This window comes from Aquimarina sp. Aq78 (assembly GCF_900299525.1).
Taxonomy (GTDB): Bacteria; Bacteroidota; Bacteroidia; order Flavobacteriales; family Flavobacteriaceae; genus Aquimarina.
Genome location: NZ_OMKA01000023.1, coordinates 144,123 through 161,283 on the forward strand (window position 1 = coordinate 144,123; position 17,161 = coordinate 161,283).

The 17,161-nt window shown below is 33.0% G+C and carries 12 protein-coding genes; 9 read left to right on the forward strand and 3 right to left on the reverse strand.

Annotated elements, in window-relative coordinates:
* The first annotated feature begins 16 nt into the window (after positions 1 to 16).
* The 3 genes from DG435_RS13825 (at position 17) to DG435_RS13835 (ending at position 5,858) form a co-directional block, all read left to right on the forward strand.
* The gene (locus DG435_RS13825) at positions 17 to 2,422 is read left to right on the forward strand and encodes an ABC transporter permease (protein WP_106791548.1); all 2,406 of its coding nucleotides are present in this window, start codon (positions 17 to 19) and stop codon (positions 2,420 to 2,422) included.
* Between the two features lie 10 nt (positions 2,423 to 2,432).
* On the forward strand, positions 2,433 to 4,940 hold the full coding sequence (locus tag DG435_RS13830; RefSeq protein ID WP_106791547.1) for an ABC transporter permease: 2,508 nt from the start codon (positions 2,433 to 2,435) through the stop codon (positions 4,938 to 4,940).
* Positions 4,941 to 5,195: 255 nt separating this feature from the next.
* Entirely contained in the window at positions 5,196 to 5,858 is a 663-nt protein-coding gene (locus DG435_RS13835) for an ABC transporter ATP-binding protein (protein WP_024769627.1), read from the forward strand.
* 339 nt (positions 5,859 to 6,197) lie between these two features.
* Here the strand turns inward: DG435_RS13835 and DG435_RS13840 are convergent, their stop codons facing one another.
* The 3 genes from DG435_RS13840 to DG435_RS13850 form a co-directional block, all read right to left on the reverse strand.
* Entirely contained in the window at positions 6,198 to 7,727 is a 1,530-nt protein-coding gene (locus tag DG435_RS13840; RefSeq protein ID WP_106791546.1) for a carboxypeptidase-like regulatory domain-containing protein, read from the reverse strand.
* Between the two features lie 484 nt (positions 7,728 to 8,211).
* Positions 8,212 to 11,814, reverse strand: a complete 3,603-nt coding sequence (locus tag DG435_RS13845) for a M1 family aminopeptidase (protein ID WP_106791545.1) — start codon at positions 11,812 to 11,814, stop codon at positions 8,212 to 8,214.
* A complete protein-coding gene (locus DG435_RS13850; protein WP_106791544.1) occupies positions 11,811 to 12,695 on the reverse strand; it encodes an ABC transporter ATP-binding protein in 885 nt (294 codons plus the stop codon). Before DG435_RS13850 ends, DG435_RS13845 begins: the two co-directional genes overlap by 4 nt.
* 301 nt (positions 12,696 to 12,996) lie before the next feature.
* Between DG435_RS13850 and hemB the strand changes: the two genes are divergently transcribed.
* From hemB to DG435_RS13880, 6 genes are all read left to right on the forward strand, one after another.
* The gene (hemB, locus tag DG435_RS13855; RefSeq protein ID WP_106791543.1) at positions 12,997 to 13,971 is read left to right on the forward strand and encodes a porphobilinogen synthase; all 975 of its coding nucleotides are present in this window, start codon (positions 12,997 to 12,999) and stop codon (positions 13,969 to 13,971) included.
* Between the two features lie 83 nt (positions 13,972 to 14,054).
* The gene (locus tag DG435_RS13860) at positions 14,055 to 14,441 is read left to right on the forward strand and encodes a TerB family tellurite resistance protein (RefSeq protein ID WP_024769622.1); all 387 of its coding nucleotides are present in this window, start codon (positions 14,055 to 14,057) and stop codon (positions 14,439 to 14,441) included.
* Positions 14,442 to 14,482: 41 nt separating this feature from the next.
* Positions 14,483 to 14,884, forward strand: a complete 402-nt coding sequence (locus tag DG435_RS13865) for a c-type cytochrome (RefSeq protein WP_106791542.1) — start codon at positions 14,483 to 14,485, stop codon at positions 14,882 to 14,884.
* Entirely contained in the window at positions 14,881 to 15,399 is a 519-nt protein-coding gene (locus tag DG435_RS13870) for a DinB family protein (protein ID WP_234387048.1), read from the forward strand. Before DG435_RS13865 ends, DG435_RS13870 begins: the two co-directional genes overlap by 4 nt.
* A 163-nt stretch (positions 15,400 to 15,562) precedes the next feature.
* Positions 15,563 to 16,636 (forward strand): CNNM domain-containing protein, encoded by a 1,074-nt coding sequence (locus DG435_RS13875; protein ID WP_106791541.1) that lies wholly within the window; start codon positions 15,563 to 15,565, stop codon positions 16,634 to 16,636.
* Complete coding sequence (locus DG435_RS13880) at positions 16,636 to 17,112, forward strand: methylated-DNA--[protein]-cysteine S-methyltransferase (RefSeq protein ID WP_106791540.1); 477 nt, start codon at positions 16,636 to 16,638, stop codon at positions 17,110 to 17,112. The genes DG435_RS13875 and DG435_RS13880 overlap by 1 nt, the downstream gene beginning before the upstream one ends.
* Positions 17,113 to 17,161 lie beyond the last annotated feature (49 nt).

Here is a 17,161-nt window from a genome sequence, read left to right on the forward strand (position 1 = left end):
TTAAAAAGCAAAGGTTATGTTTCAAAATTATATCAAAATTGCGTGGAGAAATCTAAAAAGAAATAGATGGTTTTCTTTCATAAATATTGGTGGACTAGCTTTGGGAATGACAGTCGTTATTATAATTGGTTTATGGGTACTAGATGATTTTACTTTTAATCAGTATCATAAAAATTATGATCGGATAGGACAGATTTACCATAACACAACGAATTTTGAAACCAATGAAGTAAATACTGATCCTTCTGTACTATATACCTTTGGGAGTGTCTTAAAAGAAAAATACCCAGAATATTTTAAATATGTTTTAAGATCAGATTGGGTCAAAGATCATACCCTTTCTATTGATGGAAAAATTTCTACAAAAACAGGAACATTTATTGAAAATGGCGCAATAGAAATGTTTTCATTACAAATGATAAAGGGAACGAATGCTAGCTTGGATGAATTGAATGCCATTGTTTTATCAGAATCTGCTGCATTAGCCATTTTTGGTCAAGAAAACCCTATAGGAAAAAGTATAAAGATTAATAATGAGATGGATGCCGTTGTTAAAGGTGTCTTTGAAGATTTCCCAAAAAACACAAGATTTCGCCATGTACAATTTTTTGCAAATTGGAATTTGTTTGAAGCAAATGATAAATTATTTGAATGGGTAAAAGATGTATGGGATGGTTGGTATTTTAATATGTATGTAGAATTGAAGCCAGATGTTGATATTGAGGAAGTAAATAAAAGCTTACAGAATTTTTATATCCAATATGGACCAAATGATCTAGTAGATAATTATAAAGAATCTAACCTTTATCCATTTGTATACCCTATGAACAAATGGCATTTGTACTCAGAGTTTGAGCAAGGCATACCCGCAAAAGGGCGTATTACTTTTGTCTGGCTTTTTATTTATATCGCAATATTTGTCTTATTACTTGCCTGTATTAACTTTATAAGTCTTAGTACAGCTCGTTCAGATAAGAGAGCTAAAGAAGTAGGCGTACGAAAAACAATGGGATCCAAGAAAAATCAGCTTGTCTATCAATTTTTGATTGAGTCCCTTATAGTATCTTTTATTGCACTATTATTTGCATTAATATTGATATCGGTTTCGTTACCATGGTTCAATGAGCTTTCTCAAAAAGACATGAGTATACCTTGGGGTAATGTGCTGTTTTGGAGTATAGTATTGTTTTTTACAGTGCTTACAGGTCTTTTTTCTGGAATTTACCCAGCTTTTATTCTTTCTTCTTTTAACCCCATAAAAGTAATGAAGGGAACTTTTAGAATGGGTAAGTATGCAGAAACTCCAAGAAAAATCTTAGTAATATTCCAGTTCAGTATATCGATTATGCTTGCTGTAGGTACTTTTATTGTATTTGAACAGATTCAGTATACCAAAGACAGGCCTATTGGGTATGATGGCAATGATCTTATATACTTAAATATGAACAATCCTGATTATTTCGGAAAATATAATATACTTCGTGATGAGTTAAAAAATGCTGGAGTGGTTGAGGAAATCGCTCAATCTTTTTCTCCTCAGGTTGCTATATATAATAGAGGTGGAGGATTTAATTGGCCGGGTAAAGATCCAGAAATGGAAGACGAGTTTGGTCTTATGGCTATAACCCATGATTATGGAAAAACTGTAGGATGGGAGTTAATAGAAGGAAGAGATTTTTCTAGAGAAATGCCTACAGATTCGTCAGCCCTTATTGTTAATGAAGCAGCCGTAAAATACATGAAATTGAAGAAACCTGTAGGAACCTATATTACCTATGGGAAAAGTGAACCTCTAAAAATCATAGCGGTTGCCGAAAATATGGTTATGGAGTCACCTTATAAACCCATTAGTCCTGCTATTTATTACATTAGTTATAGCAATGTCAATTTTATGCATATAAAATTAAAATCTGATATTGATATAAATACTGCTATTACTGAGATTAAAAGAGTGTTTACAAAAATAGTCCCTTCTGCAAATTTTGATTACCGTTTTGTGGATCAAGATTATAAACTCAAATTTAAATCTGAACAACGCTTAGGAAACCTGGCGAGTGTTTTTACACTATTGGCTATTTTAATAAGTTGTCTTGGTTTATTTGGTTTAACTTCTTTTGCTGTAGAAAGACGTACTAAGCAAATAGGTATTCGCAGAGTATTAGGTGCTTCTAAATTTAATCTTTGGAAAACCTTATCTAGCGGATCTATAGTACTTGTTTTACTTTCTTGTTTGATAGGAATCCCTATTATCCATCATTTCATGGAACAATGGTTGCAAAATTATAACTATCGAATGGAAATTTCATGGTGGATTTATGGTGTTGCTATTATTGGAGCACTATTATTAACCTTATTAACAGTAAGTTTTCAAATTATTAAAGCAGCATCAATGAACCCTATAAAAAGTTTAAGAACTGAATAAATAAAAAGTAATGATCAAAAACTATATCAAAATAGCCTGGAGAAATGCTATTCGACAAAAACAATTTACTATTCTTAATATATTAGGATTAAGTATAGGAATAGGTACATGTTTTATCATTGGATTATATATTCATAGTGAAATGACCTATGATACTTTTCATGACAAAGCAGATCGTATTTATAGAGTTAACCAGCCAAATATTTGGGATGATTGGAATGAGATATCTTCGGCTACAGGCCCCAATGTGGCTATCGCATTAAGAGAAGATGCTCCAGAGTTTGAAGAAGTAACCAGACTTTTAAGGACGGGTACACAGATCGTACGATCCAAACATAATGAAGAAGCAAGTTTATATAGCGAAGAACAATACTTTGCTGCCGAAGAAAACTTTTTTAACGTATTTTCTTTTAAATTTTTACAAGGTGATTCTAATACAGCTCTTAGTGAACCTATGAGTATGGTAATGACAAAAAAAACAGCAGAACGTTATTTTGGTACAGAAAACCCAATAGGAAAAACAGTAGAAGTAAAAGATTATGATAACTCCTGGAAAACCTATACCGTAAAAGGAGTACTTGATGATGTTCCTTATAAATCACATATTCAATTTGATATGTTGGTTTCTTTAAAAAGCCATTCCGAAATGATGCAAAGGAATGGTTGGAAATGGATTTGGACAGCATTTTCGACTTATGGATTGGTGAAAGAAGGAACAGATATAGCAGCGTTTTCCGAAAAAATTCAGGCTATCCCACCAAAATGGGCGCCGCCTACAACAGAACGTATTTTTAATCAAACGTTTAAAGAATTTACTGCGGGACATGACTGGACATTATACCTGCAACCTCTTAGAGAAATATACCTGTCTGAAGCACCTTCTGTTCATTCCTTTGGACCAACCGGAAACCCAATGTTTGTTAGAATATTCGGAGCCATAGGTGTCCTGGTACTTATCTTATCCAGCATCAATTTCATGAATCTCTCCACAGCAAGATCATCAAAGAGAGCAAAAGAAATAGGCGTGAGAAAAGTTTTAGGATCTAAACGAAAAGCACTAATCAAACAATTTGTTTTAGAATCTACACTCTTCGTTTTGATAGGTACTGTTTTTGCCTTGATATTTGTACAACTTTCTTTGGGGGTATTTAGCACTATAGCAGATGTACAGCTCGAACTGATCCCGTATTTAGGGAACCCAATATTTCTGGCAATTGTATTATTATTTATATTAGGATTGGGCTTAATCTCAGGAAGCTATCCTGCGTTTTACCTTTCGATGTTTCAACCTATAGAAACCCTTAAAGGAAAAGTAAGCACAAAATTTAAAGGAAAAGGAATTAGAAATGGATTAGTTGTCTTTCAGTTTACTATTTCTATTGCTCTGGTGATTTGTACTTTATTCGTACAAAAGCAATTGGCATATACTTCCTCTTTGGATTTAGGATTCGAGAAAGATAATATTCTACAAATTCATAATATCGAGCAGATCGGTTTTGATACCGAAGCACTTAAAACAAGACTGATATCAAATCCAGCCTTCTCAAAAGTTGGGAAATCATTTGGACTTCCGCCAAATATATGGTCTGGAGACCGATACAAAACGTTGGGAGCGAATGACCAGGTAGCTCAACTTAGAAATGTAAGAACAGAAGAAGATTATCTCGATGTATTGGGAGTAGAATTTGTTGCCGGGAGAAATTTTGATTCGTCCCGACCTACTGATAAATACAAAGTAATATTAAATGAAAAAGCGGTTAAAACCTTGGGGTGGGGTAATCAAGAATCTTATAATGCAGATTCCCCTATTGGAAAAATACTGGCTTTAGCCTCTGGAAGCGAAGACCAATTTGAAGTCATGGGCGTAGTTAAAGATTTTAATATTAATAGTGTACAACAAGAAATAGCACCATTGGTCATTATCCATCATCAAAACGATAAGGTTTGGGATTATGGGGCTGGATTATCCTATTATTCGATGAGGCTTAACCCTGTAGTGGTTAAAAATCCTGATGATCTTCAAAAGTTGATCGAGAGTATTAAAGAAGATATAGCACAGATAGATCCTTCGGTGCCATTTGAATATAGTTTTATGGATCAGGATTTTGAAAACACTTTTGTATCAGAACAAAGAATGGGTATCATACTTAGTGTATTTACCATTATGGCATTACTTATAGCTTGTCTTGGGTTATTTGGCCTGGCCGCTTTTACTGCAGAGCAACGTATCAAAGAATTAAGTATTAGAAAGGTATTAGGTGCCAAGGTATCAGAGTTAGCTTTTTTATTCTCTTCAGAATTTACAAAACTGGTTCTTATTTCTATTATCCTTGCTTCGCCCATAGCTTATTTTTTGGTAAATGAGTGGCTCAAAGATTTTGCATATAGAACTCCAATAGATAGTTGGGTATTTATAGTGGCAGCGATAAGCGCATTTGTAATTACGTTGGCAACAGTAAGTTTTCAAACTATTAAGGCAGCATCATCTAATCCAGTTAAAAACTTAAGAGCAGAATAAAATTATTTCGGATCGCATAGGTTTTCAAAACCGGTGAAATCTATTTTAAAAATTGATATAGAAAATAAATCTGATTAAAATTGGGTATCTAAAAAGAGTAATTAAAACGTCATTACAGACAAAACAAAGTATTCTATCGTCTGATTCTTAAAAATATATAGATTACTTTGTATTTTGTGAAAACGAAAAACAAGATTTTTTGGATACCCTTTTTAAACCCAGATTAACATATAATAAAAACTGAAAAAATAAAATATGCTATTACAACTAAAAAATGTATCAAAATGGGTACACTCAGGAGGACAGAAAGTCTTTTTGTTAAAAGACATTAATTTTTGGGTAAATGAAGGTGATTTTATCTCTATCATGGGACCTTCTGGGTCAGGGAAATCTACTTTACTCAATATCATCGGAATGCTGGATGATTTTAATGAAGGAGAATATACGTTTCTGGAAGAAAAGGTACATTCATTAAAAGAAAAACATCGTGCTAATCTGTATAAAGAATATATAGGATTTGTGTTTCAGGCGTATCATTTGATCGATGAATTAACGGTAAAAGAAAATCTGGAGATGCCATTATTGTATAAAAAACATAGTTCATCAGAGCGTAAATCTTTGGTGGCCGATATGTTAGATCGTTTTAATATTGTGGGTAAAAAAGATCTTTTTCCTTCTCAGTTAAGTGGAGGACAGCAACAACTGGTTGGTGTTGCCAGAGCACTTATTGCTAGTCCAAAATTAATTCTGGCAGATGAACCTACTGGGAATCTTAATTCTAAACAGGGAGAGGAAATCATGGAAATTTTCACACAATTAAATAAAGAAGGAGTGACCATTATACAAGTAACGCATTCTGAAAAAAATATGGCATATGGCTCTCGGGTTATCAACTTATTGGATGGTAAAATGGAGTAAAAAACTTATTAAAAGCGTCAAATTGAGTGGTTTTTTATAGTAAAACGAAGAAAAGTTGTATCGGTCCTTCGACGAAGCTCAGGATGACAAGGCTTTTGATTAAAAATTCACTTGTCTTCGATAGCTCTGCTAAGCTTGGTCGAAGTACATTTTTCTACCGAAAATCACTCTGACTGACGTAAATTTTCTTACATGGAACTCACGTCAAATTATAGTAGAGTATCGAGTCGTCTATGGATTGCAGCGTAGGCTGAATTTAAATTTGTACTTGAGCCCTTCGAGAGGTTTAGAACAGGATTTGTTGAAGTGCTGGAATGACACATAGTATTATATGATTTATCATTCTGAACTTGATCCAGAATCTACTTCGGGAGTTACTGTAAATTGTCGTATTGCAGAATTTGGTTCTATGATATTGTATCCTTTCCAGAATTCTGGATTGTATTTAGATAAATATTGAGGTTTAATACTTTTGTTTTCGGTACTGGACTTATAATCAGCTTCAGATAGTTGTTTTGAGTCAAAAACGACGATTTCAAACTTACTTATGTTAGTCATAATAACATCCAGAGCTAACGATAACTCGTTTTGTTTACGTCGTCCTTTAACAAATTTATTTTTCTCAATTACTTTTAGAGGGCGATCAAAACCAAATAGATTGCCTCTACGCATTTCGAGGTATTTAAGATCATATTTATTGTTTTGTCCTTTAGAAAAAATCACTTTGTTGCGATACAGATTATCTCGAAACATAATCCCTAGAAGTTTAAAGCTTCTAAGGTTTTTTACGTTCTCATAATCTGCTCTAACAATAGCAAAATCTTCGGTATTAACATATAATGTACCTTTAAAATCTGCTCTCCATTTTGGAGAAAAATTAATAATATATACACTATTATCATCCATATAGGTATAATCGATAAGTTCGAAATTATACCTGCCTGATTTGTTCAAAAAATTAGACATCGCATCTTCGTTAAAGAAAAGACTCGACATCAAACTTTCCAATCCCGATTTTCGATGTTTTAAAAATTCACTCTTGTCGTCTTTTTTCTTTTGATTATCAATTTCATCCTTAACAATTGATGCTTCTTCTGTATTTTCCAGCAGAGAATCTACCTGTACCTTGGTGCCGAATAGACCGGATTTTATTTTCAGATAGGAATTGGGTTTAACATTTTTCTTAAATATAGTCTCCATGCGTTCGGCTACAGCCTCCATAGACACTTTATTATTTTTGTCATAGAGTTCTGCGGCTTTGATGATATGAAGTTTCTGCTTATCAAAATTACCATATAGATCACATAAAACTTCTGTATAAAACTCAGCTTTTCTGGGTAAAATAGAAATAACGCTATCGATCAATTTCTTGTTAAGCTCTTTGATCGTCGATTTTTTAAATTTGACATCGAATTTTTTTACAGCATTAAACTCAGATTCTCTAAAAAATAATCGTCTTTTTGATAGATCAAAATTATAATTTTGATCTACTCGTTCTTTAACGTTATCAATAATCTCATCTACGGTTAGGTTTTTATTTGAAATAAAAACACCTTTTAGCTCTATAGCTTTGGGTTGAATATAAATAATACTATCGGTTGCATTCTTTACCGATACACCTACTTTTTCATACCCCATAGAGGAAATATAGATAGAGTCAATTTTAGCAAAATCACCATTTAGATTTAGGCTAAATCTCCCTTCTTCATTAGTGATAACCCCATGGTTTTCAGATAATTGTATAGTTGCGTATGGAATAGGTTCATTAGTTTTTTTATCTACAACTTTTGAAGTAATGGTTTGAGCAGTTACCATAGTACCTATGGATAAGAATAAAAGTAAAGCTAATACTACCTGATTATGGTTCATAATTTGATATTTAGATCAGTAAAGTTCCTGTATGTATAAGACGCAATATAAATGTATAAAGTTGCCTGATACAATCATAAAAGGAAGACTGAAACAAGAACTAATTGTTACAAAGGAATTTACAAATTAAAAAAATCACAATCAAGATATTATTATCTTGATTGTGATTTTTTAAGTATTGAAATATATTCCTAGTGAGAGCATTAGTTGTATGACCCTAAAAGCTTGTATAGTAAGGATTAGGTTATTCAACCTATGATTTTGAATATGATATCTCTTAAAAAAATGTTAAGTGTAATTTGGATATATTACGGTAAAACCGTAGATTTATGATGTCAAAATTGCAAAGTCAACGAAGGACTTAGAGTAAACACAAAAATGATGCAGTATATACTGCATCATTTTTTTGATGTAGAAAATAAAAAAATCACGATAAAGACAGCGCTTCTCGATCGTGATTTTAAATGAGCAGATATACCAAAGATTACTCTTCTTCTATCGGCCTTAAGTTATCTCCAGAATTTCTGTCGATTAATTTGTTATAGGGATCAATACCTGCTTTTAACGGCTTTTTATCGGTAACAATAGTAAACGTATTTTCTCCGGGTTTCAACCATTTTCGTTCTAAATAATATGGAGTTTTAAGAGGAACTTCCTTTTTGTCAACACTATCTTCTCCAAATAATCCAATCTCAATATAATTAGTAGTGTCATCGGTACGTTCTTCTTTGCCAGTATCATCATAGTAGATTTTTTTTGAATCTACTGTAAAGGTAGTTTCATATCTACCGTTATCTAAAGCTTTGGTCTTAGCATTAGTAACACGATTTTCATAGAGTACAATTTTTGTAAATCCATCTTCTACAGCATATTTTAAGGAATCCGGAGCTATTTTATAAATGGCATCATATAGATTTTCTGAAGTAGGATAAACTCCTTTTTCATACTCTCTATACTCATTAAGAAAACCTTTAAGAGCTTCATTTACGTTGTCTTCACCAAGAAGATCCTGAAGCTCATACATCACCATAGATCCTTTTTCATACCAGATATGTGATCCTGTTTCTACATTTATTAGAGATCGTTCTGGCTTAAAACTAAAAGCTCTACTTTGTAAATATCGATCTAAGGAATATTTAAGGAAATTTTTAATTCCGTTTTCGCCATATTCATGCTTCATGGTCATAAGCGATGAATATTCTGCCAAGGTTTCAGAAATAATATTAGCACCAGATGTTTTACTAGGAGTAACAATGTGACCCCACCACTGGTGTGCTACCTCGTGAGTGGTAACTCTAAATGCGTAGTTAAAATCTTCTGCCTTATCAAAATTAGCGGCAAACCCAAAATCTTCAGAATAGGGGATGGTAGTTACAAAAGATTGTGCAAAATTCGAATGTGCAGGAAATTCTACAATCCTGATCACCGAATTGGGATACTCATAAAAATTAGTTGAGCAGTAGTCTAGAGCTACTTTAACACCTTTGATAAAATACTCTAGATTACGTTTGTGTTTTGGAGAGTGATAAATCTCAATATCCACTTTTTTTCCGCTTGGTGCAGTCCAACTGGATTTTTCTACATCATATCGTGCAGATACGACATTAAAAAACAGATCGGTCTTTGATTCTAAGGCATAATGATAATAGGCTCTGTTATTTTCTTCCCATTGTTTTACCAATTTACCTGGAGCCAAAGCAGTTTGATCTGCAGACGTACTTAGTATAGCTTCAAAGTTAATATAATTAGCATCTTCATTAAACAGATTTTTCTTTAGTGCCAGGCTGTCCGTTCGAGGAGGATATAAATAGTCTAGCTTTTTCAGGCCATGTTTTACACGTACTCCATTTTCGATTAAGCTTCGTTCGTAATGAAACCTTGGAAATATAGAATTATTAAGAAAGGATCCATTATATAATATTTCAGTCTCCATATGATTAGAAAAACCTTTGGTTTCTGCAAATACTTCTATAGTAAGATTAGCTTTCTCATCGGGTTGCATTGCTTTGGGTAGCTTATAAAAGTACATTCTGTATACAGAATCTGTAACCACTGGTGTAAGTGTAGTACCATTATAAATCACTTTTTGTAGATTGGTATGTGCACCGGGATATTGTACTTCGAGCAATAAGGTATCTATAGGAGTATCGTAGTTATTTATGATTTTATAATCTCCTTTGGCTTTTATATTACGATCTTCTGGAAAAATATCGATATAAGCTTTTAGATCAGTTACCTGTGGGTGAGCCTGACCCATATATTTTGCATATTTTTTTTCGGCGTCTGCATTTATCTTTTCCGAATGGTTCCCGTCGATCATCGTATTAAGGACGTTAAGGTTATAATAATTATAACCTGCAACAGATATAAATACTAATATCGTAACTACAAATACCCCTATGGTTTTGGGAGTGAATCTTTGTTTTGCCAGTGATAACCGCTCTTTGGCCGTAGCAAAGAATCCACGGGTCCAGAATACCTTTCCTATGATCATCAAAATTGTAGTACATAGAATCCAGTATATATTTAACCAAGAGATTCCTGTAAGATAATGACCAAAACCATTAAGATCACTTAGAAAAATTGGTGTAGTACCAGTAAACATATACATAGGATTGGTACTTTTAAAAGCAAGTGCTACGAAAAGCGGTAATCCAAAATAGATTAAGATGACTATAAAATGACCTAAAAACTTATTGTTCACCAGTACATGGACGAAGAAAGAGAGTAAGATGGTCATTAAAAAACCAGGGAATACAAGAGCAAAATTATAGATAAAATACATGCCCAGATCATACTGAAAATAACCATTAAAGGTTTGGAACAAAATACCAATGATGATATTTGCTATCGTAAGAGTTAATGCAATACCAATAAGTGATATTATTTTTGAAAAATACAAACTGGAATCACTAATAGGTAATGCATCATAAAAAACAAAGGTTTTATTTTTTCTTGTTCTATGAACAGCTTCTCCAGAGTAGATGACTAATATTATTATAGAAAAGAATGAAATAACCCCATTAATATACATGACTACATATCGGGTTAATGGTAAATTCGGCGTTCCGTAGGTTTCATTAAGGTTATAAATACTGAATACAGAAAAGATAACTCCTATGATCAACAGAATGATAAAAACAGGGCTTTTAAAAATAGATAGAAATTCAATTTTACTAAGAGAAAAAAGATTGTTCCACTCTGTTTTTTTGGTAAATTTTTGCGTTATAGAACTGATTAGTGAAGGTGTATATTCCCCTTTTTCTATTTTATTCCCTTTTTTACCAGAAAGTAAAAACTTCTTATAATCGAACCTGAAAAGGGTAATAAGAAAGAATAGTGAGCCTATAGCTAACCAGAACATCCTATTCAGTAAAAAGTCACCATATATAGGAAGTTGATAGGTGTTTAATTCATTAATCGACCAATACTTTTTGACAAAAGTAAAGGCTCTGTTTCCAAAAGGGTCAAGATAAGGTGTTAACCATTGGTTATCTAGACTTGTCACAAAATCACCTGAAATACTATATAACAAAAACAAGCAAATTCCACCCAGATAGATAATAGGCATTTTCTTAAAAAAGGCCATTAGACAGAAGAATAACGATCCTATTAAAAATGCATTGATTTGTAATAAAAATATAAAAGGTAAAAGATAAGATGATAGATTAAAGCTGGTATAAGTGCCATAATCAGGGCGGTCTAAAAATATACCAATACCAAATCCGATTATTGCTCCTAATACGATAAAGAGGTTGAGTAGGGTAACAATAGCATAACTACCCAAAAACCGACCTAAAACATATGATTTTTGAGTAATCGGAAATGTAAAATAGGTTTGCGCTGTCTTATGATCTTTATCTCTGAAGATAGGAACCCCCATGATCGCAGCATAAAAGAAAATACAGATAATGGATATAGATCCCATGATTTCTGCGATGGTACTAGGGCTGTTTACAAATTGAGCTGTAGAGGATCGTATTAAAGCACCCCAACAACCTGCGATTATAATTCCTAGAGCTACATAAATCCAAGTAGCAGGTCGTTTTAAACGGTACCTTAGTTCGAATAAGAATATTTCTATCATATTGCTGCCTCCTGTTCTTTTCTATTAATACAGTAGAAATAGAAATCTTCTAAATCATTATTTACCGCTTCAAACCCTTCTCCGGGATTAGTATCACTGTACACATTTATATAAAATTCTCCTCCTCTTAAGTAATTAGACAGTACCGTAAATTCGTTTTCAAAAGCTTCTAATTCAGATTTATCAATATGTTTTCTGTATACTTTTCCGTTTAGAGTGTCAGACAATGTCTGTGGATTACCTTGCACCAGAATTTTACCTTCATTAAACACAGCCATATTTTGGCATAGATTGGTCACATCATCTACAATATGAGTACTCAAAATAACAACAGCATTCTCACCCAACTCACTTAATAGGTTATGAAAACGATTACGTTCCAGGGGATCCAGTCCCGCTGTAGGCTCATCAACAATAATTAGTTTTGGATTCCCTAAAAGCGCTTGAGCTATACCAAAACGCTGCCTCATTCCTCCCGAAAAATCACCGAGATTGCGATTCCTAAACTTATATAGATTTACTTTGTTTAGTAAATCTGCAACATAACCTTTACGTTCCTGGCTATTGGTAATACCTTTTACCTTTGCAATATGATTAAGCATCATCTCAGCAGAAACCTTTGGGTATACTCCAAAATCCTGTGGTAGATATCCTAATATTTTTCTTAATTCTCCCGGTTGTTTAAAAACATCAATCCCATCAAAATCAATCGTTCCCGAATCGGCTAGTTGCAATGTAGCGATGGTTCTCATCAATGTAGATTTTCCTGCGCCATTGGGTCCTAATAGACCAAACATTCCTTTTTCCAAAGCAAGATTAACATCATTTAATGCTTGTGTCCCATTGGGATATATTTTATTAAGATTCTTTATGGTAAGCATACTTATATATTTGCTAGTTAAATTTTTAAACTCTTTCTGCGCCGCTCTATTAGTTGCAAATTTATCATTTTACTACCTAAGTGTTTTATGCCCTCTTTATTAAGAAGTTATGATTATTCTGCTTACAAATAAAAAACAAAAGTCAGGATGAATTCATTTTAATATTAGTAAGATTTGTTAAGGTTTTGTTACATGATTTGATATATTTTTAAGTAAAATTACCTTTAGGTACTTAATAATTAATGATCAGATGGTAATAGATATATGAGTATCTTTACAGGATTAAATTTTACAGTTAAGAATGCAACAAATTCGTAGAAACAGAAGACTAAGGACAAATGATGCCATTCGTTCTTTGGTAAGAGAAAACATAATTACTCCTCATGATTTTTTGGTTCCCCTTTTTATCGTGGAAGGAAAAGGTATAAAAGAAGAAATATCTTCTATGCCTGATTACTATAGATATAGTTTAGATTTACTGGGTAACGAAGTTAAAGAACTATGGTCTTTAGGATTAAAATCGGTATTACTTTTTGTAAAAGTACCTGATCACCTTAAAGACAATAAGGGTACAGAGGCATTAAATTCTGATGGATTAATGCAACGCGCAATTAAAGCCGTTAAAGAAGCTGTTCCCGAAATGTTAGTGATGACCGATGTAGCATTGGATCCTTATTCATCATATGGTCATGATGGTATTGTAGAAGATGGGCAGATTCTTAATGATGAAACCTGTAAAGTTTTGGCAGAAATGTCATTATCACATGCACAGGCAGGAGCTGATTTTGTTGCACCAAGTGATATGATGGATGGGCGAATCTTAAGTATGCGGGAACTACTCGAAAAAGAAAACTATAAGAATACTGGTATTATGAGTTACAGTGCCAAGTATGCTTCTGCTTTTTATGGTCCATTTAGAGATGCTCTGGATTCTGCTCCTGGATTTGGAGATAAAAAGACATACCAGATGGATTTCGCTAATCGAGATGAGGCAATCAAAGAAACACTCATGGATATCGAAGAAGGTGCAGATATTGTGATGGTAAAACCAGGATTGTGTTACCTTGATCTGGTAAGAGATATCAGAGATGTTGTAGATATACCTGTTGCTGTATACCAGGTAAGTGGTGAATATGCTATGTTAAAAGCCGCTGCAGAAAAAGGATGGTTAGATCATGATGCTGTCATGCTAGAACAAATAATGGCTTTTAAAAGAGCAGGAGCACAAATTATTGCAAGCTATTTTGCCAAAGATGTGGTGAAGCTTTTGGGTTAATTGTGTAAATATCTTTTAGGTAAAGTATATTTTTAGTATAACACTAATTTAATTAAACAGTCAAATTCAAAAAATCATAAGTTATGGTCAGCAGAGATAGAATATATCAGACGTTTGGAGAGTTACTTTATGTAATTGCAATGAGTGATGGAGTTATACAAAAGAAAGAAGTCGAAACGCTTGAAGATATTTTAAAAGGACATCCAAAAGGAAAAGATATTAAGTGGTCTTTTGATTACGAAAATGAGAATCAAAATGATGTCGAAACGTTATATAAAAAGATAATCGAAGTATTTTCTGATAATGGTCCTGATGAAGAGTATGAATTTATGATGTATGCATTAGCCAAAATTGCAGATGCCAGTGAAGGGATGGATCCAAAAGAAGAAAAAGTGATTACCAATTTCTCAAGAGATTTATTAGAACGTTTTAAAAAAGATATTGAGAAAATCAAAGAAAAATATAAGTAGTCTTTTCTAACCAGAGACTAGTAACACTATTGATTATTTATATGCAAAAAATAGCCTTATTCCTCATGGCAGCAGTTTTGTTATGTGCAAGCTGTCAATCCGAAAAAAAGGAAAATTCTAATATTAAAATAGGAACAAAAAAAGAGAAACCCTCTCCTTATGATCTGGGAAAGAAAATATTTAATGGTAAAGGAAAATGTTATACTTGCCATAAGATTGATAAAAAATCTATTGGCCCTGGAGTTATTGAAATTATGAAGGTTTATAAAGCTCAAAATAAAGATTTGATCTCATTTTTAAAACAAGAATCAGATCCTATTGTAGATCCTGAAACCTTTGCTGTAATGAAAACCAATTTTGCGATTATCAAAACATTTACAGAAGAGGAGCTCAAAGCCGTAGAAATATATATGACAGAAGTAAATACCAATAAAGCAGAATGATGTACAGAATCTTAGTATTTGTTTTTTTGATTTCTGGTACCATTATGGCACAGCAAGACACTCCAAAAAATGCTTTTCTCGAAAAGTGGAAAAACTCTAAAGATTATCTTTTAAAAATTGCAGAGCAAATGCCAGAAGATAAATTTGGATTTAAACCTACCGAACGGGAAATGAGTTTTAAAGAACAATTATTTCACATTCGTGGAAATATGCTCTGGTTAGGAACTACATATTTTTCTTCAGAAGAATTTGACAGAGAGAAATTAAAAGAAAACCTGCCAGAAACCAAGACTGAAATCATTGCTTTACTCACTAAAGCATTTGATAAAGTATATACTCGTATCCAGGAAACTGATGAAGATGATCTGAAATTTGAGGTTGATTTTTTTGCAGGACGAAAATCAAAACTTCAAATTCTTAACCTATTACAAGATCATGTTACTCATCATCGAGGGCAGCTCATTGTTTATCTTAATCTAAATGATATTGAACCACCACGTTATGTGGGGTGGTAATTATATGTTGTTTAGTACTTTATCTATGCTTGGTATAAACTCAGTCCAGAATCCATATCGTATATGTATTATCCTTAAACTGGATAATAAGTAACATTTATATAGTAGTTTAGTCTAAAAATACATTTCAAAATCCTTACTTTAGCAACATAGATAAGATAAGATGACCCTATTAATTATTTACGCCGTACTTTCTATTTTCTTTTCGTTTTTATGTTCGATACTAGAAGCGGTTTTGCTTAGTATAACCCCAACCTTTATCAATGTCAAGAAAAAGGAAGGGAAAGCATATGCCAGTAGTCTTGAAACATTAAAAAAAGATGTTGATAAACCACTAATTGCAATTCTTACAATCAATACCATTGCACATACCGTTGGAGCAATTCTGGTGGGAGTACAAGCAAAAAAAGCTTTTGGAGATGAGGGTAATGGTGTTTTTATTGTTTCGAGTATAATGACGTTATTAATTCTGGTAGCTTCTGAGATTATTCCAAAAACAATAGGAGCAACCTACTGGAAACAACTGGCAAATTTTACATCCAAAGTTCTTAAAATTTTGATATGGCCATTGAAATGGACAGGCATACTTTGGCTATTACAATTAACAACCAAACTTATTGGTGGTAAAGGACATCATGGATCTGTATTAAGCAGAGAAGATTTTACGGCTATGGCAGATATTGCCCACGAGGAGGGTGTTTTCGAAGAGTCAGAGTCTAAGGTTATCAAAAACTTGTTATCTTTTAAAGAGGTCTTCACTAAAGATGTGATGACTCCCAGAACAGTAATGAAAATTGCTTCGGAAGATACAACACTTGAAGAGTTTTTTAATGAAAACCAAAATCTTCGTTTTTCTAGAATACCTGTCTATAAAGAGAATGCAGACAATATAACTGGTCAGGTATTAAAGGATGATATTTTTAAAGAAATGGCAAATCAGAATGGTCATAAAAAAATTAGTGAAATAAAAAGACCCATCCTTTTTACAACAAGAAATTTACCAATACCGGATTTGTTTAATGAACTGATTCAGTCCAAAAATCATTTAGCTTTGGTGGTTGATGAATATGGTTCTGTAAATGGATTGGTAACCATGGAAGATGTTATAGAGACATTATTAGGTTTGGAGATAGTAGACGAGAGCGATACTGAAACTGATATGCAAATTCTAGCTCGAAAAAATTGGGAAAACCGCGCAAAACGACTTGGAATCTTAGACGATAAAAAAGAAGAGTAATGGATGAGGTATATATAGAAACCCCTTTAGGTATTGCAACTATATCAGGAGATGAGGATGGTATTGCAATTGTTTCTGTTACCAAAGAATCTACTAATACTCCTTCAAAAGATATTCCTTTATATTTACAAAAAGCAGTCTCTCAACTCGAAGAATATTTTGAAGGTCAACGTACCGATTTTGACCTTATTTTGAACCCAACTGGTACTGATTTTCAGAAGAAAGTTTGGGGCGAATTACTTAAAATTCCTTTTGGAAAAACAGTATCCTATCTTGATATTGCTAAGAGACTTGGAGATCCAAAATCTATACGAGCCGCAGCAAGTGCTAATGGTAAAAATCCATTATGGATCATTGTGCCTTGTCATCGAGTTATTGGTAGCGATGGATCACTTACAGGTTATGCAGGTGGACTATGGAGGAAAAAATGGTTGCTCGATCATGAAAACCCTGTAAAACAACAATCGCTATTTTAATTGCATAAAATTACTTAGTTATCGTTTTAAAAATTTCCAGTTTCAAAAA

Coding starts and splice junctions, on each gene's coding strand:
- DG435_RS13825 (WP_106791548.1), top strand. CDS start 17: ATGTTTCAAAATTATATCAAAATTGCGTGGAGAAATCTAAAAAGAAAT.
- DG435_RS13830 (WP_106791547.1), top strand. CDS start 2,433: ATGATCAAAAACTATATCAAAATAGCCTGGAGAAATGCTATTCGACAA.
- DG435_RS13835 (WP_024769627.1), top strand. CDS start 5,196: ATGCTATTACAACTAAAAAATGTATCAAAATGGGTACACTCAGGAGGA.
- DG435_RS13840 (WP_106791546.1), bottom strand. CDS start 7,727: ATGAACCATAATCAGGTAGTATTAGCTTTACTTTTATTCTTATCCATA.
- DG435_RS13845 (WP_106791545.1), bottom strand. CDS start 11,814: ATGATAGAAATATTCTTATTCGAACTAAGGTACCGTTTAAAACGACCT.
- DG435_RS13850 (WP_106791544.1), bottom strand. CDS start 12,695: ATGCTTACCATAAAGAATCTTAATAAAATATATCCCAATGGGACACAA.
- hemB (WP_106791543.1), top strand. CDS start 12,997: ATGCAACAAATTCGTAGAAACAGAAGACTAAGGACAAATGATGCCATT.
- DG435_RS13860 (WP_024769622.1), top strand. CDS start 14,055: ATGGTCAGCAGAGATAGAATATATCAGACGTTTGGAGAGTTACTTTAT.
- DG435_RS13865 (WP_106791542.1), top strand. CDS start 14,483: ATGCAAAAAATAGCCTTATTCCTCATGGCAGCAGTTTTGTTATGTGCA.
- DG435_RS13870 (WP_234387048.1), top strand. CDS start 14,881: ATGATGTACAGAATCTTAGTATTTGTTTTTTTGATTTCTGGTACCATT.
- DG435_RS13875 (WP_106791541.1), top strand. CDS start 15,563: ATGACCCTATTAATTATTTACGCCGTACTTTCTATTTTCTTTTCGTTT.
- DG435_RS13880 (WP_106791540.1), top strand. CDS start 16,636: ATGGATGAGGTATATATAGAAACCCCTTTAGGTATTGCAACTATATCA.